Origin of the sequence: Fischerella major NIES-592 (assembly GCF_001904645.1) — a bacterium.
GTDB lineage: Bacteria > Cyanobacteriota > Cyanobacteriia > Cyanobacteriales > Nostocaceae > Fischerella > Fischerella thermalis.
In genome coordinates this window covers 622664-649624 of sequence record NZ_MRCA01000001.1, presented here as the reverse complement: position 1 = coordinate 649624, position 26961 = coordinate 622664, and the positions used below count along the sequence as shown (strand labels likewise).

General features: G+C 41.3%; 25 protein-coding genes and 1 pseudogene. 8 read left to right on the top strand and 18 right to left on the bottom strand.

Features of this window, described 5'->3' with window-relative positions; translation table 11 throughout:
- Positions 1 to 136 precede the first annotated feature (136 nt).
- Positions 137 to 1063 (bottom strand): geranylgeranyl diphosphate synthase CrtE, encoded by a 927-nt coding sequence (crtE, locus tag NIES592_RS02875; protein ID WP_073554855.1) that lies wholly within the window; start codon positions 1061 to 1063, stop codon positions 137 to 139.
- Positions 1064 to 1192: 129 nt separating this feature from the next.
- Entirely contained in the window at positions 1193 to 2077 is an 885-nt protein-coding gene (gene folD, locus NIES592_RS02870) for a bifunctional methylenetetrahydrofolate dehydrogenase/methenyltetrahydrofolate cyclohydrolase FolD (RefSeq protein ID WP_073554854.1), read from the bottom strand.
- A gap of 332 nt (positions 2078 to 2409) precedes the next feature.
- Here folD and NIES592_RS02865 point away from each other — a divergent pair, with 332 nt between their 5' ends.
- The 3 genes from NIES592_RS02865 (at position 2410) to NIES592_RS02855 (ending at position 4738) form a co-directional block, all read left to right on the top strand.
- Positions 2410 to 2943, top strand: coding sequence for a DNA-binding protein (locus NIES592_RS02865; protein ID WP_073554970.1), 534 nt, complete (start codon positions 2410 to 2412; stop codon positions 2941 to 2943).
- Between the two features lie 34 nt (positions 2944 to 2977).
- A complete protein-coding gene (locus NIES592_RS02860; protein ID WP_073554853.1) occupies positions 2978 to 3421 on the top strand; it encodes an NUDIX hydrolase in 444 nt (147 codons plus the stop codon).
- 225 nt (positions 3422 to 3646) lie between these two features.
- A complete protein-coding gene (locus NIES592_RS02855; protein WP_009460301.1) occupies positions 3647 to 4738 on the top strand; it encodes an AI-2E family transporter in 1092 nt (363 codons plus the stop codon).
- Here NIES592_RS02855 and urtE read toward each other — a convergent pair.
- The 5 genes from urtE to urtA form a co-directional block, all read right to left on the bottom strand.
- Positions 4717 to 5415, bottom strand: a complete 699-nt coding sequence (urtE, locus tag NIES592_RS02850; protein ID WP_073554852.1) for an urea ABC transporter ATP-binding subunit UrtE — start codon at positions 5413 to 5415, stop codon at positions 4717 to 4719. The genes NIES592_RS02855 and urtE overlap by 22 nt on opposite strands.
- A 142-nt stretch (positions 5416 to 5557) precedes the next feature.
- Positions 5558 to 6307, bottom strand: coding sequence for an urea ABC transporter ATP-binding protein UrtD (gene urtD, locus NIES592_RS02845; RefSeq protein ID WP_073554851.1), 750 nt, complete (start codon positions 6305 to 6307; stop codon positions 5558 to 5560).
- Positions 6282 to 7403 carry an urea ABC transporter permease subunit UrtC gene (urtC, locus tag NIES592_RS02840; RefSeq protein WP_073554850.1) on the bottom strand — a complete coding sequence of 374 codons (1122 nt, stop codon included), beginning with the start codon at positions 7401 to 7403 and terminating at the stop codon, positions 6282 to 6284. The genes urtD and urtC overlap by 26 nt, the downstream gene beginning before the upstream one ends.
- A 38-nt stretch (positions 7404 to 7441) precedes the next feature.
- Positions 7442 to 8602, bottom strand: coding sequence for an ABC transporter permease subunit (locus NIES592_RS02835; protein ID WP_073554849.1), 1161 nt, complete (start codon positions 8600 to 8602; stop codon positions 7442 to 7444).
- A 102-nt stretch (positions 8603 to 8704) separates the two neighbouring features.
- Entirely contained in the window at positions 8705 to 10018 is a 1314-nt protein-coding gene (gene urtA / locus NIES592_RS02830; RefSeq protein ID WP_062248826.1) for an urea ABC transporter substrate-binding protein, read from the bottom strand.
- Between the two features lie 428 nt (positions 10019 to 10446).
- On the opposite strand from urtA, the gene mutS reads away from it, so the two are divergent.
- Positions 10447 to 13065, top strand: a complete 2619-nt coding sequence (gene mutS, locus NIES592_RS02825) for a DNA mismatch repair protein MutS (protein ID WP_073554848.1) — start codon at positions 10447 to 10449, stop codon at positions 13063 to 13065.
- Positions 13066 to 13119: 54 nt separating this feature from the next.
- Here mutS and NIES592_RS02820 read toward each other — a convergent pair whose 3' ends face one another.
- Entirely contained in the window at positions 13120 to 13905 is a 786-nt protein-coding gene (locus tag NIES592_RS02820) for an HAD family hydrolase (protein WP_062248832.1), read from the bottom strand.
- A gap of 159 nt (positions 13906 to 14064) precedes the next feature.
- Between NIES592_RS02820 and NIES592_RS02815 the strand changes: the two genes are divergently transcribed.
- Positions 14065 to 14850, top strand: a complete 786-nt coding sequence (locus NIES592_RS02815; protein ID WP_062248835.1) for a hypothetical protein — start codon at positions 14065 to 14067, stop codon at positions 14848 to 14850.
- A gap of 104 nt (positions 14851 to 14954) precedes the next feature.
- Positions 14955 to 15050, top strand: a pseudogene (locus NIES592_RS26150) (alcohol dehydrogenase catalytic domain-containing protein); the annotation flags it as partial.
- Between the two features lie 168 nt (positions 15051 to 15218).
- Here NIES592_RS26150 and NIES592_RS02810 read toward each other — a convergent pair.
- The 7 genes from NIES592_RS02810 to NIES592_RS02785 all read right to left on the bottom strand — a co-directional run bounded on the left by NIES592_RS02810 (position 15219) and on the right by NIES592_RS02785 (position 22177).
- Positions 15219 to 15608, bottom strand: a complete 390-nt coding sequence (locus tag NIES592_RS02810; protein ID WP_073554847.1) for a hypothetical protein — start codon at positions 15606 to 15608, stop codon at positions 15219 to 15221.
- 76 nt (positions 15609 to 15684) lie between these two features.
- Entirely contained in the window at positions 15685 to 15870 is a 186-nt protein-coding gene (locus NIES592_RS02805; protein ID WP_009460289.1) for a hypothetical protein, read from the bottom strand.
- A 271-nt stretch (positions 15871 to 16141) separates the two neighbouring features.
- Positions 16142 to 16321, bottom strand: a complete 180-nt coding sequence (locus tag NIES592_RS24260) for a hypothetical protein (RefSeq protein WP_143168327.1) — start codon at positions 16319 to 16321, stop codon at positions 16142 to 16144.
- Positions 16322 to 16486: 165 nt separating this feature from the next.
- Entirely contained in the window at positions 16487 to 18157 is a 1671-nt protein-coding gene (locus tag NIES592_RS02800) for a serine/threonine protein kinase (RefSeq protein ID WP_073554969.1), read from the bottom strand.
- 254 nt (positions 18158 to 18411) lie between these two features.
- Positions 18412 to 20379, bottom strand: coding sequence for a BamA/OMP85 family outer membrane protein (locus NIES592_RS02795; protein ID WP_073554846.1), 1968 nt, complete (start codon positions 20377 to 20379; stop codon positions 18412 to 18414).
- Positions 20380 to 20579: 200 nt separating this feature from the next.
- Positions 20580 to 21011, bottom strand: a complete 432-nt coding sequence (locus NIES592_RS02790; protein WP_073554845.1) for a DUF2358 domain-containing protein — start codon at positions 21009 to 21011, stop codon at positions 20580 to 20582.
- An 11-nt stretch (positions 21012 to 21022) separates the two neighbouring features.
- Complete coding sequence (locus tag NIES592_RS02785) at positions 21023 to 22177, bottom strand: glycoside hydrolase family 10 protein (RefSeq protein ID WP_073554844.1); 1155 nt, start codon at positions 22175 to 22177, stop codon at positions 21023 to 21025.
- A gap of 574 nt (positions 22178 to 22751) precedes the next feature.
- Here NIES592_RS02785 and NIES592_RS02780 point away from each other — a divergent pair.
- The gene (locus tag NIES592_RS02780) at positions 22752 to 23615 is read left to right on the top strand and encodes an alpha/beta fold hydrolase (protein WP_178379466.1); all 864 of its coding nucleotides are present in this window, start codon (positions 22752 to 22754) and stop codon (positions 23613 to 23615) included.
- Between the two features lie 3 nt (positions 23616 to 23618).
- Positions 23619 to 24209, top strand: coding sequence for an Npun_F5749 family FMN-dependent PPOX-type flavoprotein (locus NIES592_RS02775; protein ID WP_073554842.1), 591 nt, complete (start codon positions 23619 to 23621; stop codon positions 24207 to 24209).
- Positions 24210 to 24297: 88 nt separating this feature from the next.
- On the opposite strand, the gene cysE is transcribed toward NIES592_RS02775, so the two are convergent.
- The 3 genes from cysE to NIES592_RS02760 form a co-directional block, all read right to left on the bottom strand.
- Positions 24298 to 25065 (bottom strand): serine O-acetyltransferase, encoded by a 768-nt coding sequence (cysE, locus tag NIES592_RS02770; protein WP_009460279.1) that lies wholly within the window; start codon positions 25063 to 25065, stop codon positions 24298 to 24300.
- Positions 25066 to 25191: 126 nt separating this feature from the next.
- A complete protein-coding gene (locus NIES592_RS02765) occupies positions 25192 to 25680 on the bottom strand; it encodes a hypothetical protein (protein ID WP_073554841.1) in 489 nt (162 codons plus the stop codon).
- Positions 25681 to 26056: 376 nt separating this feature from the next.
- The gene (locus tag NIES592_RS02760) at positions 26057 to 26746 is read right to left on the bottom strand and encodes a PHP domain-containing protein (protein WP_073554840.1); all 690 of its coding nucleotides are present in this window, start codon (positions 26744 to 26746) and stop codon (positions 26057 to 26059) included.
- Between the last annotated feature and the right edge of the window lie 215 nt (positions 26747 to 26961).

The following is a 26961-nucleotide window of genomic DNA, read 5'->3' as shown; positions in this document are numbered from 1 at the left end:
TAATAACAATGAGCAGCATGTTGTGTGTGTGAGAAAGTAATAGATGCAACCAAAAATCCACAGTTAACCCAGTGCTGTACATCAGAAAATCAGTAAACAGTCCACTAGTAACTGATAACTGTTAACTGATAACTGCTTAGTGACTACGACTGGTGATAAAGTGAGCTAGTGCCACTAATGGTTCTGCCGCTTTCCCAAACGGTTCTAATTCTGCACAAGCAGACTCAATGAGCTGTTGGGCTTGTTTTTGAGATTTTTCAATTCCCCAGAGGCTTGGATAGGTTACTTTCTTGGCTTTTTGATCTTTGCCCACAGTTTTTCCTAGCTGCTCTTGTGTAGAGGTGATATCTAAGATGTCATCAATAATCTGGAAAGCTAGCCCAATATTCTTGGCATAGCGAGAGAGTCTTTTTAAATTGTCTTCTGATGTCCCTGCCAAAATTCCACCACAAACTACACTAGCTTCTAAAAGCGCTCCTGTTTTGTGTTGATGAATAAAATCCAATGTTTCTGAAGAAATATCTGATTTCCCTTCTGATTCTAAATCGAGTACTTGACCACCCACCAAACCAGCTGCGCCCACTGCACGCCCTAGATGGGCGACTACTCGCAATAACCGCTCTGCTGACACGTCTTTGGTGTTCACAGCTACATATTCAAAAGCATAAGCTAACAGGCCATCTCCAGCCAAAATAGCGATATCTTCGCCGTATACCTTGTGATTGGTGAGTTTACCGCGACGATAATCATCATTATCCATTGCTGGCAAATCATCGTGAATCAAAGACATGGTGTGAATCATCTCCAATGCACACGCGGTTGGCATAGCTATGGCGATGTTTCCACCCGTCATTTCACAAGTAGCAAGGCAAATAATGGGACGCAGGCGCTTACCTCCAGCTAAAAGTGAGTAGCGCATTGCTTCATAAATTTTTTCTGGATAACGTACGGAAATAGCCTGTTCTAAAGCTACTTCACATAGCTTTTGTCGTTCTTTTAAATAGGTAATGAGGTCAAAAGTTGGTTTTCCTGGAGTTTGTTTCAGGTTATCCGTTGTTACCATCCTTAATTTCCTGAAATTTATGTTATTTAAGTAACAATTTTAAGGTAAAGAGTCATTATTAGTTGGTAGTTGGTGGTTAGTGGGGTTAGTTATTTCAAACAACCAACAACAAACAACAAACAACAATCATCACTCTTTAGTTTTTAAGCGTTGGCTGTAGCTATCCACTGTATTTTGCAATAACATAGCCACAGTCATAGGCCCAACACCGCCAGGTACTGGGGTGAGGAATTCTGCCACATTGGCAACTGATTCAAATTGGACATCGCCGACTAAGCGGCTATTGTCACTGTCATCGGTGACACGATTTATCCCCACATCTACCACAACAGCGCCTGGTTTAACCATCTGGGCCGTAATTAGTTCTGGACGACCAACAGCTGCAATTAAAATATCAGCGTTTTTGGTGATGGCTGCGAGATTTTGCGATCGCGAATGGGCAATTGTCACTGTTGCATCAGCCTCTAAGAGCATTAATGCCAATGGCTTACCCACCAAAATACTACGTCCTACCACTACTGCTTGTTTAGAGCGCAAGGAAATTTCATATTCCTGCAACAGACGCATAACTCCCGCCGGCGTACAGCTACGCAAACCAGGTTCACCCCGCACTAGTTTTCCTAAATTCACTGGGTGTAATCCATCGGCGTCTTTGTCAGGATCAATTTGATGCAATAAGGAAATAGCATCTAGATGATTGGGTAGGGGCAATTGCACAAGAATACCATCCACCCGTTCATCCTGGTTCAGGTGATGAATAACTTCTTCTAGTTCGGCTTGAGTGGTTTGTGTGGGAAAATGCTTACCAAAAGAAGCCATACCGATTTTTGCACAGGCTCTTTCTTTACCGCGCACATAAGCAGCTGAGGCTGGGTTATCCCCCACCATTAGTACTGCTAAACCAGGCGGGCGTCCTATGTGGGGTTGTAATCTGGTAATAGTAGCAGACAATTCTTGCTGAATTTTTGTAGCTAGGGCTTTACCATCAAGTAGTTTAGCAATGTTTGTTTCCATCAGAAAATTAGACAAGAATAGGCTCTTTTGTTGGTGTCGCTGTCTCATGCTGTAGCGCTTTTAAAACAGCATTCGCCATAGGAAAGGGGAAAGGGGAACAGGGATCGGGGATCGGGGATGATGATTAATAACCACTAACCATTCCATTATTAATTACCCATTACCTATTACCTATTACCCATTACCTATTACCCATTTTCTCAGATTGGTTGCTGCAATTGAGAGTGTATTTTGAGGAGTGAAGAACACAGGTAGACTGAAGGGGAACTGACTCATTGCAAATAGCGACAAACCAACCACTGATGCCAAAATTTCCCCAAAAGGTATCTTTTATGCTACAGGCACATAAATTTTACATTAATTTCAAAAAAGAATGTCATAAATGGATTGACAAAACTCAGCTTGATCAAAAGATTCCCAATCCAAAATCACGTTACGTGCTACAACGGGGAAACCCCCAAAGGCGCAGTAGTTCCAAAGTCCAAGATCCAAAATCGTATTACCTTGCTTCCACAGTTTTTTGTTTGGGATTAACTTACTTTCTCACGACTGGATTAGTAAGTTGCAGTAATTTCAGCTTTTCTAGAATCAATACTCTTGGTGCAAATGTGACTCCCATTCGAGAACTGCGATCGCAACCAGATAGTAATACAACAGTATACATCCAAGGCAAGGTGGAAAAAATTGCTCCCCTCTGGAAACGACGAGCATATTTGGTAAGGGACGAGACAGGTAAAATTTGGGTCATCACCAATCAAACAAATTTGCGAGTCGGAGATCAAGTAGTAATCAAAGGTAAAATTCGCTACCGGAGTATTCCAATTGCAGGTAGAGAATATGGGGAAGTGTATATAGAAGAAAAGTAATAATAATAACGTCACACTGTCCCAAGGAAAATTTATGAGTCAGCAACCAGTGCATGTAGCGATCGCAATTCTTTATCAAAAAGACAAGTTTCTCATGCAACTGCGCGATAATATACCCAATATTCTCTACCCTGGCTACTGGGGACTATTTGGCGGACATATCGAACTTGGTGAAACCCCACATGTCGCAGTGAAGCGAGAAATTTTAGAAGAAATTGGCTACAATCTACCTCCAACAGTGTCTGAGTTTGGTTGTTATAGTGATGACTCTGTTGTACGTCACGTTTTCCAAGCACCACTGTTAGCGGAATTAAATCAACTTGTTCTCAACGAAGGTTGGGATATGGGTTTAGTAACATCAGATGAAATTCATCAAGGGCAATGTTATTCCAAAATCGCAGGAGAAGTCCGTCCTCTTGGACCAGTGCATCAGCGAATTTTGTTAGATTTTATGAAAAAGGGAATCTTCAATGGTTAGTGGTAAAAGATAAACAATAAATCATCTACAACCAACTAGTAACTTGAACATAGGTGTGGGGGTGTGAGGGTATAAGGGTATAAGGGTGTAAGGGTGTGGGGGTGTAGGAGGAGTTATACTTTCATGGCAAGGTTTGTGAGATTTTCTCATAAATGGCTAACAGCCAACAACCAACAACTAACCACTAACAACTAACCACTAACAACTAACCACTAAAAATTCCCAATGTCAGCAAATCAACTTCCGCGATGGTTAAATATAGCCTTAGCATTTCCCTTGATCATTCTTAATGGTTGGGTTTTGCTTCAGGTAATTAATTATTTTCAACCTTTAGTCAGCATTGTTGTTGCTGCTATTTTATTAGCTTTTATTCTGGATTATCCAATTCGATTTGTGCAAGGAAGAGGTGTGAAACGTAATCTTGCTATTGCTGGAGTACTGCTGTTGGCTGTACTAATATTAGTAGCTGTAGGTATTACTTTAGTACCGCTGATTATACAACAACTCAACGAACTTGCTAATATTTTGCCGACATGGATAGATTCTGGTAGCCAACAACTACAAGCTTTACAAAATTGGGCAACAACTGAACAATTACCAGTTCATTTAAGTGGTTTAATACCTCAAATTCTCGATAGAATATCCAATCAAATTCAAAATTTTACGGGTAGGATATTAGGCTTTGCTTTAGATACTATTGGTAGCTTAGTTAATGTTTTGTTAACAGTAGTACTGACTTTCTACTTAGTTTTAAATGGAGAGCGCTTGTGGGATGGTATATTTTTGTGGTTTCCATCTCATGTTGGCTTACAAGTGCGTCACTCATTACGGGAAGATTTTCAAAATTATTTTATCGGTCAGGTAACATTAGCTACTATTTTAGCATCAGGGATTACTCTAGCTTTTTTGGCGCTGCGAGTTCCTTTGAGTTTACTTTTTGGATTAGTAATTGGTTTTTTTGCTTTGTTCCCTTTTGGAACAGGAATAGGTATTACTATAGTCAGTTCTTTAGTCGCATTAAGTAATTTTTGGTTAGGAGTAGAAGTTTTAATTGTAGCAGTGGCGATCGACCAATTTAACTACAATTTTGTTGCGCCTCGCATTCTGAGTAACTTAACTGGTTTAAACCCTGTTTGGGTGGTAATTTCTTTATTGATAGGTGCAAAATTAGGAGGATTATTAGGACTTTTAGTTGCTATTCCTTTAGGAAGTTTTATCAAAAGTGTTGGCGATAATTGGCGTGAAGGGAAATTCACTCCCGCAACCAACGAGGATGTTAAATATAGTTCCGAAATTCAGACAGCCAAAAACCTTTGAATTACTTCCTGACTGAGTTCGCTGGTAGAACCAGAGGCGACAATACCACCTTTTTGCATAGCGTAATAGTAGTCGGCTTGGCGGACAAAGTGTAGGTGTTGTTCTACTAATAAAACAGAAATACCTGTAGTTGCGACAATCCGGCGGATTGCGGCTTCAATTTCTAGAATAATCGAGGGTTGAATTCCTTCTGTGGGTTCGTCTAATAAAAGTAATTGGGGTTGTCCCATTAAAGCACGTGCGATCGCTAATTGTTGTTGCTGTCCACCACTCAAATCACCACCCATACGGGAAAGCATTGTTTTTAACACTGGAAATAGCGTCAAAATTTCTTCTGGTATTTCTTGATTTTTCGCTGGTTTTTTTCTCGCTTCTAAACCCAATAACAGATTTTCTTTCACCGTCAAACGTGGCATAATTTCTCGTCCTTGGGGGACATAACCAATTCCCATTTTTGCTCTTTGATCGGGAGACTTGGAATTTATAATTGTTTCATTCAAGGCAATTGTACCGCTACGGGGTTTGAGTAAACCCACAATTGTTTTGAGGAGAGTAGTTTTCCCTACACCATTACGTCCGATGAGACAAACCATTTGTCCATCTGGAACACTCAAATCGACATTACGAAGAATGTGACTTTCGCCGTAGTAAACATCAAGATTAGATATTTTTAACATGATTTTGTACTTATAGGAAGAAGAAACGAACACAGATGCACACAGATGCACACCAATCAGCTATCCGTGTGCATCTGTGTTCATCGGTGTTCAACTTAAAAAACACGACTGTTGTCAACGCTTAAATTCATATCAAACCTAATCAACTATCTTGCGGTTGTCCCAAATAAACCTCAATCACGCGGGGATCATTTTGCACTTCTTCGATACTACCTTCACACAGCACGGAACCTTGATGGAGAACTGTAACTTTTCTGGCTATTTGGCGCACAAATTCCATATCATGTTCAATCACTAAAATTGAATGATTCTGTGCTAACGCCAAAAGTAATTCTCCGACATTATAAGTTTCTTCATCAGTTAACCCAGCCACAGGTTCATCAACAAGTAATAAATCAGGAGATTGCGCTACCAACATCCCAATTTCTAAACGTTGCTTTTCACCGTGAGAAAGTAAGCCTGCTGGAATATCTGATTTATTCCTTAAACCAATTGTTTCTAATAATCCTTTGATGCTATTTTTTTCAGCAGTACTAGGATGTCTAAACAAAGTCGAAAATACATTTTTATTGCGGTTGCTAGCAAGTTCCAAATTTTCACGAGGTGTTAAATTAAGGTATATTCGAGGTGTTTGGAATTTACGACCAATTCCTAAACGAGCGATTTGATGTTCTTTGAGAAAACGGAGATTTTTACCTTTAAATAAAACTCGTCCTGTTGTTGGTTGTACCTTACCCGTAATCACATCAAGAAAAGTTGTCTTACCAGCACCATTTGGGCCAATTACTACTCGTAATTCTCCCACATCCATGCTAAAATTCAACTGATTTAATGCCTGAAACCCGTCAAAAGTAACAGTGAGGTTTTCAGTTTCCAAGATTTTGGCGTTCATGCTGCACTTCGGGGTCTTGTTCTAGGCTGGGATAAGTGGCAATTTGAGAAGGACGTTGTAAAAGAGAAAATTTTTGCTGACGCAACCATCCAACTATACCATCTGGTAGGACTGTGACGACGATTAAGAATAGCGCCCCTTGGAAAAATAGCCAGATTTCAGAAAATTGTTCGCTCAAGAAAACACGAGCATAGTTAACAAGTAAAGCGCCTAAAATTGCTCCTACCAAAGTGGCGCGTCCCCCCACTGCAACCCAAATTACCATTTCAATCGAAAAAGCAATATCCATGGCTCTTGGTGATACAGAACCACTTTGCAGGGTGTAAAATGCTCCGGCGATTCCGGCTATTGCTCCCGAAATAGCAAAAACCAATACTTTGAACTCTGTAGGATTGTAACCAGAAAAACGCACTCGACTTTCATCATCACGAATTGCTATGAGCAACCTACCGAAACGTCCACTTGTTAGCCAGCGACAAAGAGCATAGGTAGCAACAAGAAACAATATTGTGAGAATGTAGAAAACAAACTGAGTTTTTGTATCGCTGACTGTCGCACCAAATAAAGTCGTAAAATCTATCAACCCATTCGTACCATTAAATAGTTTTTGTTGACCATTAAAGAAATTGAAAAACACAATTGTTGCTGCTTGCGTCAAAATCGAAAAATATACTCCCTTGATGCGGTTGCGAAACACCAAATATCCTAATAAACCCGCCAAGACTGCGGGAATAACTACCACAGCAACAACCGCAACAGGAAACGAATAAAAAGGTTGCCAAAACCAGGGTAATTCTGTCACCCCGTACAAACCCATAAAATCAGGTAACTCACCTTGGGGAACCTGTAACTTTAGGTACATAGCGATCGCATATCCACCCAAGCCAAAGAAAATCCCATGTCCCAAACTCAACAACCCCGTATAACCCCAAATTAAATCTATACCTAAAGCCACAATTGCCAGCGATAAAAATCGTCCCAACAAATTCAACCGAAAACTAGACAAAACAACAGGCATAATCAAAATCAAGATGAGTGCGATCGCCACCACCACCCCCACCTCCATTAAAATCAGCCTTTTCCCCTTCCTTCTCATAACTTGGCGTCCTTGGCGTCTTGGCGGTTTATCTCAAGTTAAACATCAACAGTACGACCCTTCTGTGGAAAAATACCAGCAGGCTTCCACTGTAAAAACATAATAATTAACGCAAACACCATCACCCTCGCCATACTCGTTGTCGCAAAAAACGTAAACAAATCTGCCAAAGGCTGAATAGGAGTCAACAACAAAGCCAAAGTCCCAGATCCAATCAAAAAATTTACCGTCCCAATCGCCAACGCAGCCACAATACTACCTACCAGGTTTCCCACACCACCCACAACCACAACCATAAAAGTATCAATGATGTAGTTTTGCCCTGTATTTGGCCCCACAGAACCGAGTAGACTAATCGCACACCCAGCCACACCAGCCAATCCCGAACCCAGTGCAAATGTCATCGCATCAACTTTCTGTGTCGGGATACCCAAACAAGCACTCATGCTGCGATTTTGTGTCACTGCGCGAATCCTTAATCCCCAATTAGAACGCTGCAAAAATAGGTAAATACCCACCACACAAATCACAGTCAAAGCAATAATAAATAACCTAGCAAAAGGTAATTGTACCCCACCCAAAGACATACCACCTCGTAACCAACCAGGTGCAGTCACATCGACATTTTGCGCCCCAAACCAAGGTTGAGTCACAGCTAATTGATAAGTTGCACTTAAAAAATTACTGACTGTGATTGTCACCCCCAAAGAAAGTAGCAAAATTACAGTCACAATCCAATTCCGCACCCGTCCAAAATTGGCGCGGGAATTCAAAATCCATAAACCACCAAAAAATAAGAGACAAAATAGAGCAACACCAATTACCAAAACCCAATTTACACTGCGAACAAACTGCTGCAAAATCAAACTCACTCCCCAAGTTGCCAACAGGGTTTCTAGGGGACGATTGTAGAGATAACGCACGACACCCTGTTCTAGAAATAATCCAAAAATTGCTGTGATTAAAAATGCAAAAATCAGAGCAAAAAATATATAACTTTCAAACCATAATCCACCGAGTTGTTTGCTAACATTTTGCACCACAAATGTAGTGTATGCTCCCAACATCATCAACTCGCCATGGGCCATATTAATGACACCCATCAGTCCAAAAACAATGGCAAGACCTAGTGCTGCAATTAGCAAAACAGCACCAATACTAATGCCATTAAATATGGCATCTAAAAACCCTGCTAACACATTTCCCCCAAGCAGCTATTAATCCAATTTAATCTTCTTAGTGTCTTTGCGTCTTTGTGTTTCAACCACCAAGACACTAAGACACCAAGGAAAATTCATCGGTTAAACTTTGTATTTACCACCTTTGTTTGGATCTGACCAATCACAAGCAAATCCCTTAGTTTCTTTGACAAACTGATTCCAAGGAATTGGTTCCACTGGTGCAGGAGTAGCATAGACAATATTAAATAAACCATCATCTCTCACTTCACCAATTCGCACTATTTTTGATATGTGATGATTGGCTTCCATTGTGACTTTACCTTCGGGAGCATTCAAGGTCTGACCGTAGGCTGCGGCGCGTACTTTGGCGATATCGGTAGTCTTGGCTTTTTCTACTGCTTGTTTCCACAAATAAACTCCGATATAGGCTGCTTCCATCGGGTCATTTGTGACGCGATCATTTCCATATTCTTTTTTAAAAGCTTCAACAAATTTCTTATTTTCGGGAGTATCAACTGTCATGAAATAGTTCCAAGCGGCGTAGTGTCCTTTGAGGTAATCGACACCGATCGCTTTGACTTCTTCTTCTGCAATACTTACAGACATGGTGGGATATTTATCTGGGGTTAAACCAGCACCTTGCAATTGTTTGAAGAATGCGACGTTGCTATCACCATTCAGGGTGTTGAAAATTACGCCACCGTTAGGTAAAGTTTGTTTAATTTTAGTAATAATGGGCGTTACTTCTGTGTTACCTAGTGGTAAGTAATCTTCGCCGACTGTTTTACCGCCTTGAGCTTGTAACTGCGCTTTAATAATTGTGTTCGCTGTTCGCGGGAAAACGTAGTCGGAACCTACTAAGAAGAATTGTTTGCCTTTATTTTTGAGTAGCCAGTCAACAGCAGGTTCTATTTGTTGATTGGGAGCAGCGCCAGTGTAGAAAATGTTTTGAGAACACTCTTGTCCTTCGTACTGCACTGGATACCAAAGCATATGGTTTTTGCTTTCAAATACTGGCTTGACATTCTTGCGGCTAGCAGAAGTCCAACAACCAAAAACGACTGCAACTTTATCTTGATCAATTAGTTTTGTGGCTTTTTCCCTAAAGGTATCCCAGTTGGAAGCACCATCTTCGACAATTGCTTCAATTTTTTTGCCTAAGACTCCTCCAGCAGCGTTTATTTCTTTAATTGCTAGTTTTTCGGCATCAACAACGCTTTTTTCACTAATAGCCATTGTGCCACTTAAGGAATGTAAAATTCCGACTTTAATTGTGTTTCCATTAGCAGCAGCACTAACAGGAGAAGCCGCAGGTGATGTACCTGAGGCTGGATTTTCTGCGGTGTTAGTTGCAGAATTGTTGGCACAACCCTTTAATATAAAACTTCCTCCCAAGGAGGCGGAACCATAGACTATAAACTTACGCCGTTTCATATTTAAATTGTTTTGCTCAAATCAATTAGCTAAAAACTTTTGCAAGCAATGTTAGTGTTACATTTAACTAGGAAACAGTCTACTTTGATACTGTTTGTTATCAAAGGTTAATAATTAGTTAAATAAGTTTTACTCCCAGATGCCCGACAACTCTTGCGAAGTCAGGGATCTTGTCTCTCACGAATAATTTCGGTTTTCTTTCGCCCTTGCGTTGATTCTTCTTTTTCAGGTTGCACCGTCTACACCATCAAGTCAAATAGGTGTGGGGAGTGTGGGGAGTGTGAGAAGAAAAATTACTTTGTTGTCCTCCTTGTCCCCAATCCCTTGATGAAGAAAAAATAAATAAACCTTGAGCAATTTATTGGTAGCCCTGATGACGCGCTATCATCGGTTATTGGCATGTCAAAAATGTGTATCCCTAAACGTCCATGACCGCTTCTTACTCTGCATCCCAGCCAAACGCCGGCAACAATGCGAACACATTTATTACTGACCATCGACTGGTGGATCGCAGTAAGCTGACTCAAATGTTTCAGCATTATGTGGAAACGAAGGAGAAGTATCCCCATGCGGTGTTGCTGTATCGGGTGGGAGACTTTTTTGAATGCTATTTTGAAGATGCTGTGATTCTGGCGCAGGAATTAGAACTCTACCTCACGAGTAAGCCAGTAGGAGAAGTGGGAAGGGTGTCTATGAGTGGTGTCCCTCATCACGCCTGGGAACGCCACGCTACTCTGTTGGTAGAAAAAGGGTATGCGGTGGTAATTTGCGATCAAGTTGAAGATGCTGCGGAAGCTGTTGGTAGATTGGTACGGCGAGAAGTAACGCGGATTCTCACTCCCGGTACTCTGCTAGAAGAAGGAATGTTGAAAGCCAGTCGCAATAATTACTTGGCGGCTGTGGTAATTGCTGGGGAGCATTGGGGTTTGGCTTATGCAGATATTTCTACTGGGGAATTTCTGACTACCCAAGGTAGCAGCAGTGAACATTTGACGCAAGAATTAATGCGGTTGCAGCCTGCGGAAGTATTAGTTCCTACGAATGCACCTGATTTGGGAAGTTTACTGCGTCCAGGAGAAAAGTCTGACTATTTACCGGAATGTTTACCACCAGCGTTTTGTTATGCACTGCGATCGCAACTACCTTTTTCAGCCGGGGAAGCGAGATCTAGATTATTGCAGAAATTTAAGGTGCGATCGCTCGAAGGTTTGGGTTGTGAACACCTCCCCCTTGCAGTCCGGGCGGCTGGTGGTCTTTTAGAATATTTGGAAGATACACAAAAAGAAAATTCTATCCCGCTACAACTGCTTCGCACCTATACAATCACTGACTACATGATTGTAGATCATCAAACTCGCCGTAACTTGGAAATTACGCAAACTGTCCGCGATGGTAGTTTTCACGGCTCCTTACTGTGGGCTTTGGATAGAACTTCTACGGCTATGGGTAGTCGAGCTTTAAGACGCTGGTTGTTACAACCGCTACTTGATATCAAAGGTATTCGAGCGCGGCAAGATACAATTCAAGAATTGGTAGAAAATACACCTCTGCGTCAAGATTTGCGGCAGTTGTTACGGCAAATTTATGACTTGGAACGTCTGACGGGAAGGGCTGGTTCTGGTAGAGCCAATGCCAAAGATTTGGTGGCTTTGGCAGACTCTGTATCCAAGTTGCCGGAATTAGCGCTACTAGTGATGGATACTGCTTCTCCTTTCCTCAAAGCCTTACAGAAAGTACCTCCTGGCTTGGAGGAGTTAGGACAAAAAATTCGTAGTTATATTGTGGAGTCACCACCAATACATATTAAAGAAGGTGGATTGATTCGTCAGGGAGTTAATCCCCAGTTAGATGCAAGACGGGCTTTAGTGGAAGAAGACCAAAAATGGATTGCAAATTTGGAGGTTGAGGAACGGGCGAGGACGGGTATTCAAACGCTGAAGGTGGGATTTAATAAAACTTTTGGTTATTACATCAGTATTTCCCGGGCTAAAGTTGACCAAGTACCGTCAAATTATATACGTAAGCAAACTTTGACGAATGAAGAGCGTTATATTACTCCGGAGCTGAAGGAAAGGGAAGCCCGAATTTTAACGGCACGGGATGATTTGAATCAAATGGAGTATGAAATTTTTGTGGCGTTACGGGAGGAGGTAGCGGCGCAGACGGAGGTGATTCGCAATCTTTCGCGGGCTGTGGCGGCGGTGGATGTGTTATGTGGTTTGGCGGAGTTGGCTGTTTATCAAGGTTACTGTCGCCCCGAAATGGTGGAGGGACGAGAGATTTATGTTTTGGATGGGCGTCATCCGGTGGTGGAACAGTCTTTACCAATGGGGTTTTTTGTGCCGAATTCGACGCAGTTAGGAGGAATGAACCGCGAAGGCGCGAAGGACGCGAAGGAAGAGGAGGGGAGGGTTTCTCCGGATTTGATTATTCTTACGGGGCCGAATGCGAGTGGTAAGAGTTGTTATTTGAGGCAGGTGGGGTTAATTCAGTTGATGGCGCAAATTGGTAGTTTTGTGCCTGCTAGGTATGCAAAGTTGAGTGTGTGTGATCGGATTTTTACCCGTGTGGGTGCGGTGGATGATTTGGCGACGGGCCAATCTACGTTTATGGTGGAGATGAATGAGACGGCGAATATTCTCAATCATGCTACTTCGCGATCGCTGGTGTTGTTGGATGAGATTGGGCGGGGAACGGCAACTTTTGACGGGCTGGCGATCGCTTGGGCGGTGGCGGAATATTTAGCGGCGGAGATTGGGGCGCGGACGATTTTTGCGACCCATTATCATGAGTTGAATGAGTTGGCGTCACTGTTACCGAATGTGGTTAATTATCAGGTGACGGTGAAGGAGTTACCAGACCAAATTATCTTTTTGCATCAGGTGCAGCCTGGGGGTGCGGATAAGTCTTATGGTATTGAAGCGGGAAGGTTAGCGGGTTTACCTGGGGTGGTAATTCAACGAGCAAAACAAGTGATGGGACAAATTGAGAAGCATAGTAAGATTGCGATCGGATTGCAGAGTTTGGAGTCAAGCGATCGCCCTTAGCTTGAGGAGTTGGACGAACTATTCTACGCTCCTAACTTGCACATTTTATGAGCCTTATATAGATGAAGGCGAAATCAGATATTGTATCAATTCACAAAATCCTTCGCCTTCCGCAGCCGTGGTGACATAAACAGGCTGATACTGCAACTGTTGTGCATACTCCAATACATTAGCGACACCCACAGAAATAGGAAAACAACGGTCATCAAATAAATTTTCATCATTGGGACTATCACCAACAGTCATGATTTCTTGGGGTGCAAATTGGGGAAGGTATTTTTGCAACACTTGCAATAACCCAGCTGCTTTATCTTGTCCCCAAGGTTTGATGTGACACTGCACACTGCTGTAAGTAAATCCCCAACCCATTTGTTGACAAAGATTGCTTAAGGTGCGGATTTCCTCTGTACTTAATCCCGCAACATCAAACGTCCAGTCAGTAATACGGAAACGATTATCTGATGATTCTTGCAGATGGGGAAATTCGGTTTGTAATTTTGCAAAAGCCATAGCTAATTGCTGACGATGAGTAACTAAATCAGCAATGGGTGTTAGGACTACGGGTTTTTCGCTGTCGCCTGGATAGAACAAACCACCATTCTCGGCTATAGCCCCGACAATTGGTAAATAAGCTGCCAGTCCACTTACCCAACCGCCACTACGTCCAGTCACAATCAGCACTTTGATTCCAGTCATTGCTAAATTCTCAAAAGCTTGCAAAAGTTGGCTGGTAAACTTACCTGCCACAGTCAAAGTCCCATCCATATCTGTCGCAACTAGACGAATATTACTGAAGCGATCGCCTAATGAAATTTGAGATAAGGTCAGGAGTTTGGACATAGGGGATTGGGGAGATGGAGAGTAGGGGAAGTGAGGGAGTAGAGAAATAATTATCCACTACTAACCACTTGCAATAAAAAATACCATTAATTCCGCAAAATGACATCCAGGATTTGGGCATCCTATACATCAGGAGTCCAGTATTAATGTTTGCTTACCATGTCAACTTCTATGTTTATTGCCCAATCTTCTGGGACGAAAACTAAAAAGGTATCTCAGTCTCAACAAGCCGCCGCTAGCGATCCACAAACACCACCATTATTAGTAGCTACTTGTGGAGGATTAGCCCTAGTTGTGATTGCTTTAATTGTCTATGGCAAAATCCAAATGAATCAGCTACAGAAAAAGCTTAAGTTTGAAAAATTCCGCACCCAAGAACTAGACAAAAAGTTTAAACTCGCTTTGGACACGATTCGCAAAATGGAAACTAACCCTGACTTGATTAACTCACGGGAATTTAACCTAGATTATCTGCGGATGCGCATGTCAGAAGAGGTTTTTCATTTTGCAATCCTCAATCAAATTAAAATCAAAGTTAAGGATAAAATTTCTCAAGCACTAAGACCCAATCAAGCCCAACAAGGAGTAGTGGGAATTGCCAGCAGTACAGGACGCCAAGTCGATGAAATCTTTGATGTTGAGTATGAGACTGGTACTCCACCAAATATTACTAAGCGAGTGCTATTTCGCATTCAAATTCGCCTAATGAAGTTACCAACACAAGCAACTTCAGCCACGATTAGCCAGATTATTGACTGTATTGAAAATTATCTCGGGCCTGCAGATGAGGAGGATAACTGGCAACCTACCATTCAAGGTCGAGTTGCTTATATGCATTGGGATCAGAAGGCTAAACCGACGCCTTTACTGGTTCTAGAACAGTCCAATGAAGGTGTGAATGTGACTTTCCGCACTAGCCGCCAGCCAAGTACTCCCAAAAAGTAAAACATCAAGCTTTGATAGGAAATCATCATGCCTTCAGGATGCATCTATCCAAGTCATTCGATTTTGGATGTTAGATTTATTCCACAGTCAAAATTTAAAATCGACTCATTCCCATGCCTGATGGTGCGGGTGAAGTCGTAGCATTGACAGAAGGTGTGACACGAGTTAAAGTAGGCGATCGCGTCGCTGGCATTTTCTTTTAAGACTGGATTTACGGTCAACTCACCTGCCAGAAAAATTCTTGCAAAGTGCGGCTCACCTTGGAAAATTGGTGATTCAAGTTAATTCGTGACAACTTTTGGTAGTTTTTTTATTTCTCATTACTCATGACCAAAACATTGCCCATGTAGAGAAAAAATTACATTACGTTAGTAATCAACAGGTTGACAGCCTAATTCTTCCAGCTTTACTATCATATCTTCGTAGTTTTTATAGTAGAAGTATTGGCGATTTTTTAAATCAACAACATAGTAACCCTGTTGTCCGCCATAAAGCTCTAATAATATGCTAAAAATTTCTTTTCTTGTTAATCCAAAATGTTCTTCAACAGCATCATGCATCAATTTCGCTGCTTCAATTTCTGATTGCTTCAAAGATTTTCCTAAAGTTAATGTAGTTTTTTCAATTAAAAAATCATTATCTTTTCTCCAATATGTCACTATATGAAGTGGTCTAGTATAAGATTGCCTAGTAGGTATTTTTTTTAGCTCTTCAGATGAATTGATGATTTGATACCTTTGAGTGAATTCTTCTTCCATAGTTGCCTCTCAAGCAGTCTTTTTGTATTACCCCCACAAGGGCTAAGATTAGGCGTGGGGATAAATATTCAGTTAGTTAGGACTTACTTTTACCAGAGCCATTACCCTTTTCGTCTTTATCTTCTTTCACGATTTCTTCCCTCTCCACCGGATTACCTGAACTTTCTTCCATATATTCTCCGCCTCCTAAAGGAGTAAATTTCTCACCAATATTCCTTTCATGGGCTTTTCCGTTACTTTCACTTTCTTTTCTATTGCTCATATCTCAAATTCCGCGCTTTGCAATTGGATAACAACAAAGTGATAGCAAGTAACTTACTACCACAAAGTTTTGTGTGCAAATTTACACTGAGTCTTAGCCAAACTCAGAAAATTCACGATTAAGCAAGCTGATCAACTGCTTTGCTTGTGCAAAAATTATTTTGGCTGTTCTTCCAGAGGCTCTATATTCACCCGCTTTTAAATCCACTGCTTCTGGAACGAATATGATGCTGTCAATTGAACATAGTACTATATTTTATATTTGAGCTTCTCTACAGCCACAGGTTAAAATTTTTTGAGCGTCCTTTGTTGTTGATAAGGCTGAAGGCATAAGAATTTTCATGATCTGCAAGGCGGCTAAGAATTGCGCGAGTGCGATCGCTGTTCCCTAGTAAGTACTCAGGACGCATTAAACGCAACAGCGGTGAAGGGGTCGCAGTCTTGGACGCCACGTGCTAAAAGCCGGGAAACCCGTCCAACGCAGTGGCTCCGCTTTCTGTCACCTAGACGCGCTTATAGGCTTAAGGTAGAGTACCCGCAGGGTAGACCAGGAAGTAAAAACAAAACAAGAGAAATTGAACATCCGATTCACCCGTCAAAATTAATATGGTCGAGAACTAATTATCGTCGGTTTGTGTCGTTTCCTCACTATTTTCTTGTTTAACTTCCTTTTGTGGCTTTTGTCCTGATTGACTATCAAAGTTAAAGTTTTGCTTGACTTCCTGGGTTGGAACTACTACCTCTGGGGGATTTGACTGTTTTGACCCTCTGTTGGGCAAGATTGGCACAACAACTGAACTAGAATCATTTGTTGATGGCGGTGGTGGAGAAAGCTTGATTTTAACTGAAGATGGTGGTGGTACTAACTGATTTACTGGAGATGGAGAAGGAGAATTTTGACGAGAGTTACGTATTTCTCGCAGTTTTTCCACTAGAGATGGTGAAGAAGAAGTACTGGGCGTGGTGGGTGATGATACTTGTTCTGAAGATTGCCCCTGTTGTAAATCTTCAGTTTGAGAATTATTTCTAGTTGATTCTTCTGTGGAGTTCCGATTTGAAGTTTCTGGTTGGGGATAACGCCGATTGCGCTTGCTGCGTCGCCTGGAAGTAGTAGAGACGGGCGCAGAGCTGACGGAAGTCTCAGAGGGTGTCGGCGAGGGTGTATCGGTGGATCGTATTTCGGCTGAAGTAGTTTGATTAGGTTGTTGAAAAACTGGTTTAGGAGTTGGTTGCTGTGGCTTGTTAAACATGGTGGTTATACCAAAACCTGCTGTGGCAGCAATCACAGCTACACCACTACCCAGAAGTACTTTTGGCGATCGCAGTTTTTTAGTAGCAGAATTAAGCTTGGCAAACAGTGATGAAAATTTTTTTTGATTGGCTGTTTTTTGTTTAGGTAAGTTTTCTTGGTGCAACTGGGCAGATAAATCAATAGTTGGCACTGTTTGCGTAACCACGGGCACTGGTATCTGATTTATTCCTTCTCCTGGTAGTAGCTTCAACCATTCTGCCACTGTTTGGGGGCGGAACTTGGCTTCAATTGCCATACCGCGCATCACAGCTTGATTCACTGCTGCACTTAAGTGGGGTTGCAATTCGCGGGGTGTGGGCATTTGTTCGCGATCGCGCAATAATGCGGGCATAGGTACTTGCCCTGTCAAAAATGAATATAACGTCGCTGCTAAACCGTAAACATCCGTTGCAGGTGTGCGTGGTGCTTGCGATAAATATTGTTCAATTGGTGAATAGCCCTCAGACACCATACCTGTATGAGTCTGCCTCACCCCACTATTAAATTCGCGGGCAATACCAAAATCAATCAGTACTACTTCCTGAGTTCCTTGGCGGAGAATTATATTATCAGGTTTGACATCTCGGTGCAGCAGACCATTTTGATGCACTACTTGTAAAGCAGCCCCGATTTGCCGAATGTAATGAATTGCTGTCGCCTCTGGTAGAGGAATTCCTGGTAAAACGTATGCTTCCCCTAAGGTTTCACCTGGAATGTACTCCATCACCATGTATGGCAGCCCATTCTCGACAAAAAAGTCGCTGACCCGGACAATATTGGGGTGGACACATGTAGCCAAGCGCCTGGCCTCATCCTGAAACTGACGCTCAAACTTGGCAAAATCAGGATGTTGTCTTAGCTTTTCATTCAGGGTTTTAATCACTACTACATGGTTTAAAAAGTGATGAGTAGCTTTGAAAGTAATGCCAAAGCCACCCCGACCAATTTCTTGGTCTAAGGTATACTTTCCACCCTGCAATTTTGTACCAGCTAGCATAGTGTTTTGATTTGGGATTTGAGATTTAGATCTGGGCATCCATTTTTAGATTTTAGATTAGCGTCAAATATTATCCTAATAATCTAAAATCCGAAACTGAAAATCTCGATCAGAATCGGGGGTTGGAGATGGGGAACTCGGGGCCCCTGGTGGGGATTAGGGGCAATGGGGTGGTGGAGAGTGTGAGGAGAATAACATAGTAACCAATTCCCCCTTGTCCTCCCTTGTCCTCCTTGTCCCCAATCCCTTAAAAATCAAAAACGCTGACCGATACCAAAGTGAAATTTACCTTCACCTTGGTCATTGATACCGTAGTCAGCACGAATTAAGCCTAAGGGTGAATTAAAGCGTATACCTGCCCCATAACCAAAACCAATACCTGGTTTACCACGCACTCCCGCCGGGCTGCCAAGTACAGTGTCACCAGAACCTAAATCAGAAGCGAAGTCACCAAACACAACGCCACCAAAATTTTGCCACACAGGAAAGCGGTATTCTGCTGAAGCTAATACGTAACTCCGACCACTACCAAGCTGGCCAGAATCATAACCACGTACAGAATTTGGCCCGCCCAAGTTAAATGTTTGATAGGGTGGCAAATCACCAATCACGGTTCCAGCTTGCAAATTCACAGCAAATACCTGTGGCTGTTGAGAGTCAAATAATTTAATTGGCACAAATTGACTATAGTTCGCCTCCAGGCGATTCATGGAAATTTCACCCTGACCGATGGGAATTGATTGTTCTGTTTTCAAACGTAAAACAGATCCTTGAGTTGGGTTAGCGGGATTATCCCGATTGTCTTTGTTAGCAGTAAAAGATACAGTTGTCAGGTCGTCAATACCCGTACCACTAAACGATAAAGGATTACCTTGGGCATCTACAGGGGTAATTTTACCGTCGCTATCGCGGATGCTAGTACGGCTGTAATTAAATCCTAAGCTGGTATCCCAGCCTTCAATTGGTCGCTGGAATGTTAAACTACCACCAAATTGTCCTTCCCGGACTTTATCGCCATTGGCTAATTTAATTTCATCATCAAAGGTATTTGACAACTCCCGATTACGGAAAGCACCTACACTGTAACCAAGGGCATCAGGGTTATTGCTGCGATAGGGATTAGTAAACTTAGTATTAAACTGGAGGTCACGGGCGCCTATTTGCAGATTAGCGCCAAAAGAGTTGTTCACACCACCGACGTTTTGGTCTTGAAAGGAAAGACTACCTACTAAACCTTGGTCAGCGTTATAATTGCCCCCGACATTTACAGAACGTGCGCCCCTTTCCTGGAGTTGGTAAATGACGTCTAGCTTGGTTGCATCGCCTTCTAGGGCGACATTGACGCTGTCAAATAGTCCTAATTTATATAACTGTTGTAAGTCTTGTTTAACTAAATTTTCTTGAAAAAGTTCACCAGGCTTGAGTTTTATTTGTTGTCGGAGAAAATCTGTTTTCGTCCGCCCTGCTATTGGTTTACCTTGTTCATCTACTGTTTGACCTTGATCGTTGACAAAGCGAAACTTAATATCGCCTACTAACCCTTCTGCGACATCGACAGTTAAAATTCCTTCACGACTAGGTGTGATTGATAATACCCGGGCTACTTTGTAACCGTTGTCAGCGTACCATTGATTGATTTGCTGTACTGCTTGCTGCAAGTTTGCAGGGCTAATTGGCTTGCCGATTTGAGATTGAAATGGTTTTAAGGCTTGCTGATAGTTAAGGGCTTTTGCACCAGAAAATTGTAGCGATCGCACTACGACAGGTTGCACTTGATAAACTACATTTAATCCTGCTTTGGTACTGCTGCTATTAACGCTGGCATTAGCAAATAAACCAGTGTCTAAAATTGCCGCCACATCTTGTTGTAACTGAGTTTGGCTAGTTTCGCCGCCAACTTGAGTTTTGATAATCTTGCTCACAATCTGCTGCAATTCTGGTGTTGCACCAACAATTTGTATATCCGTCGCAGTCACAATTAAATTATTGTCAGTAATTTCTTGACCTGTGTTTTTGTTTTGGGAAAATTGGGAAACGACAACTGTTTCCGGTGATGCGATCGCATTTACCTGTGCAGGTGTAACTTCAGTTACTGGTATTACTACATTTGCTGTTTTTTGATTTTGAGTAAAATTATTGGCAGGCGCAGCTGTTGCTTGCTGAGTCACATTGCCAGTGGCTAAAGTAGCTAAAGTAAAAATTGCAGCAGAAGAAATTCGCATAATTATAGAGCCTGATTGACAGGAAGTTAGCTTGTACTTGTTTACCGAGGTTAGGCAATGGCAATAACACTAACTACCAGTCCCCTCCAATTATTTCGGATAGATACGCCATTTATACCTCTTGCCCTTAAAGACAGCTAGAGGTAATTTTTTGTTTCTTGAGTTTTTAAAGAAGTGCTAAAGCGCTGATTACAAACACATTATTTATGGGCTTTTCCCTTGCGAAAAAACTGCTGTAAAATTTCCCCAGGTTTTCGATCCCAAGTGTCGATATGTTCATATATCAAACCATCTTGGTTGAGTTTATAGGTAGAATATGCATTAAACAATATGTGTGCTTGCCAAGGAACACGTAATACACCACGCACAGTCCATGTTGCTGTGATGATATCTTCAGCTGACTGATAAACATCGTGTAAATCGAAATGAATATCTGTGAAAAATAAGCGGGCGTGAAAACGCAAAGTCCAAAAAATGATGCGATAATTTATTTTACCTTTAAATTTATTAACAGGGTCTTGAAAATATATATCTTGTGTATAAATATTGTAGGAAATATCCTTGACAAAAAGTGTGGGTAAATCGCGTTTAAGAGTTTCTATAACTTGAACAATTTGCGTTTGATAATCCACGCCTATAACCTCTAAAAAATAGTGTGAAAAAGTCTTATTAATCTTTGCCAAATAGAAGATAATCCTATTCGATTTTCACTTAATCTATTCAAATCCGCAACAGAGGGGAAAGTCGCTGATTGAGCATAAGGGCCTCTTTGTAACACCTTCGCTAGAGCATTATTATTTTCTCGTAAACCTTCGTAGAAAAAGAATACTTCTCCTGAAATACCACAAGCACGATTAAACTCAATTGCCTGTACAAGTTCGTTACCACTGATTTGATAGGAACCAATTTTCATTAAAATTCCTGGCGCTAATCTTGCTAATTCTATACCTGCTAATTCCTTGTGAAGCAGCTGCTCAAGTGTACATCGATAGCTAAAGATGTTACGGCGATATATCTGTGGATGCAAAATATCTACTAACCCTCGTTCCAACCAAGTCCGCGAGTCTTGCAGATACTCTTGAAATCCCCAGCCAGGAATATTAGGAGCCATTGATACTATTAAATTGGAATTTATGGCTTTGACTGATTGATACAAACGGGCAAGAAATTCTGTGAGAATGTCAGCACGCCACTTTAACCACTGATAGTCTTTGTAATTTTGTGGGGGATGCTTACCAACCTGCTGGCGATAACGTTCTACAGTAATTTGATCATAACCGCCTTCACAAGGTAATGCGGGCAAGCGGTCATCACCTTGAATACCATCAACCTCGTAATTTCGCGCAACTTCTAGTATTAAACTCAACATAAAATTCTGAACTTCTGGGTTGAGAGAGTTCAACCACTCAAAGCCATTCTTTTTGAGTAAATTACCCTTGCAATCACGGGCAGCCCATTCTGGTTTTTTTGCTAACAGTTGTCCCCCATTCATGTTGTAGGAACTAGCAAATCCGTATTCAAACCAAGGGATGACTTTTAAACCCACTCGATGCGCAACAGCAACTACTTCTGCTAGCGGATCACGTCCCAGAAATGATTGGTCTATTTCTATACCAAAAGTCTGTTGCATAACCTGACTAGGGTATAGCGTTGCTCCCTTACCCCAGACAACTGGAAAGACAACATTAAACCCTGTCTCGGCTAAAAAGTCCATTGCTGAAGCAATGCGTTCTTGAGAACGAAGAACCTCGCTATCGGTAGTAGTCAGCCAAACGCCTCGAGTTTCAATGATAGTCATCTTAGGGAATGGGGAATAGTGAACAGGGAACAGGTAACAAGGAATAGGCAATAAGCAAAGGAAAGGGGTTGTTCTTGTGAGGTTGTTTCATGCCTAGCGGTGAAGCGAGTTCCATCGGGATCCTTTTGCGTCTGCCTTCTACTTAATTGGCTGCTAGATGGTGTATAAGTTGCTGTGTCATAGTTTTTGAATATATTCATAGCTATGTTTCTAGCAGGATATAGCTATGTTTTTCATCCATCTCAAGGAGAATTGCATATTTTTAAGTGGTTGATTTATTAGTTTAATATAGTTGCTGATAAAGTCAGATTTTTGCTGTTTTAACGAACCGCCAAGATGCCAAGAGCGCTAAGGAAAGATAGATTTTAGTTTGCATTTTAAGATGTTTACTTAATCAAGAACATTATGTTACACTAGATGAAAATATAGTTAGCTTTAAATTTAGTCGACATATTATTATATTTAGACAATTTAATTGTTGTTTTGAGATTTGTTTTTCGAGTTGAGAAATTCACTACTGGTGAATTTAAATAATTAGTAATAACTGCAATTTAATAACTATTTTTTAGGAGTCATATCTGTGATAGAGACTAGCTGGAAGCACGATTACATTACTACTGATGGAATTAAGCTGCATTATGTCACTCAAGGAGAAGGAGTATTGATGTTGATGCTGCATGGCTTTCCTGAGTTTTGGTATTCGTGGCGGCATCAAATTCCAGAATTTGCTAAACATTTTAAAGTTGTGGCTGTAGATTTGCGTGGGTACAATGACAGCGAAAAACCTCAAGAGCAATCTGCCTATGTAATGGATGAATTTATTAAAGATATTCAGGGTTTAATTAAGGGATTAGGATACGAAAAGTGTATTTTGGTTGGTCATGATTGGGGTGGTGCGATCGCTTGGTGTTTTGCTTATGCTCATCCAGAAATGGTAGAGCGATTAATTATATTAAATATCCCTCATCCAGCTAAGTTTAGTGAAGGGTTACGTACACCCGGACAATTACTCAAAAGTTCTTACATGTTTTTATTCCAACTGCCCTGGCTACCAGAACTCTTGATTCAATCGTTGGATTATCAACTACTTGAAAATGCTTTTAAAGGCATGGCTGTGAATAAAAATACTTTTAGTCAAGTTGATATTGAAGCTTATAAAAATGCTGCTGCCAAACGTGGAGCATTGACAGCAATGTTGAATTATTACCGGAATATTTTTCAAGATAAAATGTTTAATAAAAGTTGGGGAATCTTAGAAGTTCCAACATTAATGATTTGGGGTGAAAAAGATACTGCATTGGGAAAAGAACTCACATACGGTACAGAAGCTTATGTAAGAGATTTACAAATTAAATATATTCCCGATTGTAGCCACTGGGTACAGCAGGAACAACCAGAATTAGTAAATCAGTATATCCAGGATTATTTGGGGCTTTAAACTATGTCTATTGCTCCTTGGCGAAATGCGATCGCTCGCGCTCTTCATCGTAACCGTAGCCTTGTTTATGCTCGTTACTTACAACTGGCAACGGTAAGAAGTAATGGTCGTCCTGCTAATCGTACTGTGGTATTCCGTGGCTTTTTAGAAGATACCAATAAGCTCAAATTCATTACTGATGATCGTAGTGAAAAAGTTGACCAAATTCAACAACAACCTTGGGCGGAAGTTTGTTGGTATTTTCCTAGTACACGTGAACAATTCCGCATCAGTGGCTGCTTGACTCTGGTGGGATGGGATAATTTTGACCCAGTGTTACAACAATCCCGCACTACAACATGGCAAGAACTTAGTGATGCTGCACGCATACAGTTTGCTTGGCCTCATCCTGGTAAACCCAGGAGAATGGAAGAACAAAAAACCTTTATTCTTCCCCAACCTGATCGGATGCAGCCATTAGCAAATTTTTGTTTGTTGCTACTCAATCCGGTTAAGGTAGACCACTTAGAATTGCGTGGTGAACCGCAAAATCGCTGGCTTTATTGTTACGATGATCAACAAAAAGAGTGGTTCATCCAAGCTATCAATCCCTAGCGAAACTCTGCGTTCCTCTAGGTTTAAAAACTTTATACTCATTCTGGATGAAAATACACTAACGGGCAAAAAATAAAACAACAAAGTCTCAAATTCCAGCTCCATCCAGAAACTCTTGAATAGCCTTATCTCTGAGATTGCAAGACAGACCATCTTGTAATTTTTCACTTTCTTTATTAGCGGGCAATTGATTTACAAAAACAAGAGTTTTGGTGTCAGATTGATTCTGCTGTAGGCTTTGTATTTGTTGTTCTAACAATTCAATTCGGTCTACTAAAGCGCGAATTACTTCTGCTTCCGAGTCTGGTAAATTATTGTGTTCCAATGGAGCGACTCGCACACCAGAACGATAAATAATGCGACCGGGTATACCAACAACAGTGCAATTAGAAGGTACATCCCTCAAAACAACTGAGCCAGCACCAATACGAACATTATTACCAATTTGGATATTACCTAATACTTTTGCACCTGCACCAACTACAACATTTTCACCCAAAGTCGGGTGGCGTTTACCGCTTTCTTTACCAGTACCACCCAGAGTAACGCCTTGATAAATCAGCGCATAATCTCCCACAATCGCTGTTTCGCCAATTACTACCCCCATCCCATGATCAATAAATACACTTTTACCAATCACAGCACCGGGGTGAATTTCGATTCCGGTCAAAAACCGGGCAAAATGGGAGATCAAACGGGGAATAAAGGGGATACCAACATGATGCAGCCAATGAGCCAGCCGATGAAATAGCAAAGCTTGTAAACCAGGGTAGCAAAACAATACTTCCAACCAGTTACGGGCAGCTGGGTCACGTTCAAAAATAATGCGAAAATCAGCAAGGAGTGTAGACAGCACGCTCAATGTACCCTCTGTTTTGCCAAACAAGCTACACTCTATCTTAATATTTGTTGGTTGTTGTTTGTTAGTTGTTAGTAGTTAGTTGTTAGTGGTTAGTATTTTTCCCTTTCGCCACCCCGATCCCTACTCCTGAACAGAAAGTGTGTAGTTCTTTTTGACTTGAGAGTTAAAGGTTGCTACCCAAACTTTATAAGTTCCTGCTTTCCAGTCTTTGTCGTCAATACTGGCATCTTTACTGTTACCTGTATCATCACCACAGCGAATAGTGTTATTGTCTGGCCCTTGAATGAGTAGAGTGGTATCGTAACCGCCACTGTTGACGATTATTTTCAGGCGGGGAAAGTTTTCTTTCAAAATTAAGATGTGATCTGGAGTTGGATCGGCAAAGCCAATACAGGCATTTTTGTGGCGATCGCGATTGCTAATTGCTGATAGAGAATAAGAGCCACCTGTATAACCTGTTACTGTCCCTTCTGCTGGTTCAAAGTTGGGTGATAAAGTAATTTTACCAAAGTTAGATGTATTTGCTGATATAAGTGCGGGGGAAATAAATAACAGTATAGCTAAAATCCAACCCCCTCTTAAGAGAAGTCGGGGGCAACGTTTATCCATAGAAGCCCTCCAACGCAGAAATTATAGTTATATTGTATACACAAAGGTAACAACAATCACCTTGTAGTCATTTCGGTGCTGTGCCACATTGGAAGGTGACACAAGGGATGGGGAGATTGGGAGAAAGCAATTAAAAATTCAAAATTCATTAGGAACAGAGTAGGGGTGTCAGTTCATATCTTGCACCAACTTTTCGTACCGCCAAGAAATTTATTTCTTGGCTCATAGCAAAATTCAGATAAATCTGACTAGGAAAGTCTTTGAGTTCGTTTAAACAGACTTGTCGAGAATTTATTCTCACAACGGGATATAGGGTAGGTGCAAAATAATGAATGCTGGAAATTTCAGAATTCAGAATTCATAATTTTTCCTGTGTTTACAATCGCTGTAATAGACTTAAACCATGAGTATCAGTACCACAGGTGTTATAGAGTCCGTATTCAGCAGCTAACTGTTGGATTTGTTGTGATTCTGTCACACTAGGTTGCCAAGGCTTTGGGTTGTTGTAGGCGTAGAAAGTTTCCACACCATTAATACCTAGTTCAGCAGCAGCAGGAATCAATTCTAAATGGGATTTTCTATAACGTGCTGGGTGAGCAAGTACAGCTAATCCACCTGCTTTTTGGATAGCAGTAATGACGTTAGCTGCTTGATATTCTTCACCTGTGGTAACTCTTCTTTGAATGTATGGCTTGATACTTGGATGTGTAGTATCAAAGGCATAAGCCAAAATATGAACTTCTATACCCAGGAGGTTGGCATTAATTTCTACACCACTCCACAGGTGAGGAATACGTACACCTGGATTGCTCCATTGCCAATCTTCCAACCACTGTTTTGCTACTTGGTAGCCAGATATACTATGATGATCGGTAATGGCTAGCCCTTCTAAACCGATAGCGATCGCCTGTTCCATTAACCTACAAGGATGCAATTTCCCATCAGAGTAGACGGTGTGCATGTGAAAGTTGAAGCACTTCGGACAACTTTGAGCATTGATGTTTTGAAATACTTCTTCTAAGAATTCTCTAGAGGCAAAAGCAGTCCGAATAAAATTGACAGTCATAACCCCCTCTTTTTTGTCATGAGTGATAGTTAACACTCCAACACAACTATCTATAGCTCTGAAAATACCAACACTTCTATATAGTGCTAGCAAACTTTTTGTAAGCTTGGTTAGTAATATTTTTCAATATGTTAAGACTACGTTAGCAAATTCAAACGCAGTCGGTCATGAGTATTTTCGATTGCCAACCTCAATAAAAGTAATAAATATTGCTC

Coding starts and splice junctions, on each gene's coding strand:
- crtE (WP_073554855.1), bottom strand. CDS start 1,063: ATGGTAACAACGGATAACCTGAAACAAACTCCAGGAAAACCAACTTTT.
- folD (WP_073554854.1), bottom strand. CDS start 2,077: ATGGAAACAAACATTGCTAAACTACTTGATGGTAAAGCCCTAGCTACA.
- NIES592_RS02865 (WP_073554970.1), top strand. CDS start 2,410: ATGCTACAGGCACATAAATTTTACATTAATTTCAAAAAAGAATGTCAT.
- NIES592_RS02860 (WP_073554853.1), top strand. CDS start 2,978: ATGAGTCAGCAACCAGTGCATGTAGCGATCGCAATTCTTTATCAAAAA.
- NIES592_RS02855 (WP_009460301.1), top strand. CDS start 3,647: ATGTCAGCAAATCAACTTCCGCGATGGTTAAATATAGCCTTAGCATTT.
- urtE (WP_073554852.1), bottom strand. CDS start 5,415: ATGTTAAAAATATCTAATCTTGATGTTTACTACGGCGAAAGTCACATT.
- urtD (WP_073554851.1), bottom strand. CDS start 6,307: ATGAACGCCAAAATCTTGGAAACTGAAAACCTCACTGTTACTTTTGAC.
- urtC (WP_073554850.1), bottom strand. CDS start 7,403: ATGAGAAGGAAGGGGAAAAGGCTGATTTTAATGGAGGTGGGGGTGGTG.
- urtA (WP_062248826.1), bottom strand. CDS start 10,018: ATGAAACGGCGTAAGTTTATAGTCTATGGTTCCGCCTCCTTGGGAGGA.
- mutS (WP_073554848.1), top strand. CDS start 10,447: ATGACCGCTTCTTACTCTGCATCCCAGCCAAACGCCGGCAACAATGCG.
- NIES592_RS02820 (WP_062248832.1), bottom strand. CDS start 13,905: ATGTCCAAACTCCTGACCTTATCTCAAATTTCATTAGGCGATCGCTTC.
- NIES592_RS02815 (WP_062248835.1), top strand. CDS start 14,065: ATGTCAACTTCTATGTTTATTGCCCAATCTTCTGGGACGAAAACTAAA.
- NIES592_RS02810 (WP_073554847.1), bottom strand. CDS start 15,608: ATGGAAGAAGAATTCACTCAAAGGTATCAAATCATCAATTCATCTGAA.
- NIES592_RS02805 (WP_009460289.1), bottom strand. CDS start 15,870: ATGAGCAATAGAAAAGAAAGTGAAAGTAACGGAAAAGCCCATGAAAGG.
- NIES592_RS02800 (WP_073554969.1), bottom strand. CDS start 18,157: ATGCTAGCTGGTACAAAATTGCAGGGTGGAAAGTATACCTTAGACCAA.
- NIES592_RS02795 (WP_073554846.1), bottom strand. CDS start 20,379: ATGCGAATTTCTTCTGCTGCAATTTTTACTTTAGCTACTTTAGCCACT.
- NIES592_RS02785 (WP_073554844.1), bottom strand. CDS start 22,177: ATGACTATCATTGAAACTCGAGGCGTTTGGCTGACTACTACCGATAGC.
- NIES592_RS02775 (WP_073554842.1), top strand. CDS start 23,619: ATGTCTATTGCTCCTTGGCGAAATGCGATCGCTCGCGCTCTTCATCGT.
- NIES592_RS02765 (WP_073554841.1), bottom strand. CDS start 25,680: ATGGATAAACGTTGCCCCCGACTTCTCTTAAGAGGGGGTTGGATTTTA.
- NIES592_RS02760 (WP_073554840.1), bottom strand. CDS start 26,746: ATGACTGTCAATTTTATTCGGACTGCTTTTGCCTCTAGAGAATTCTTA.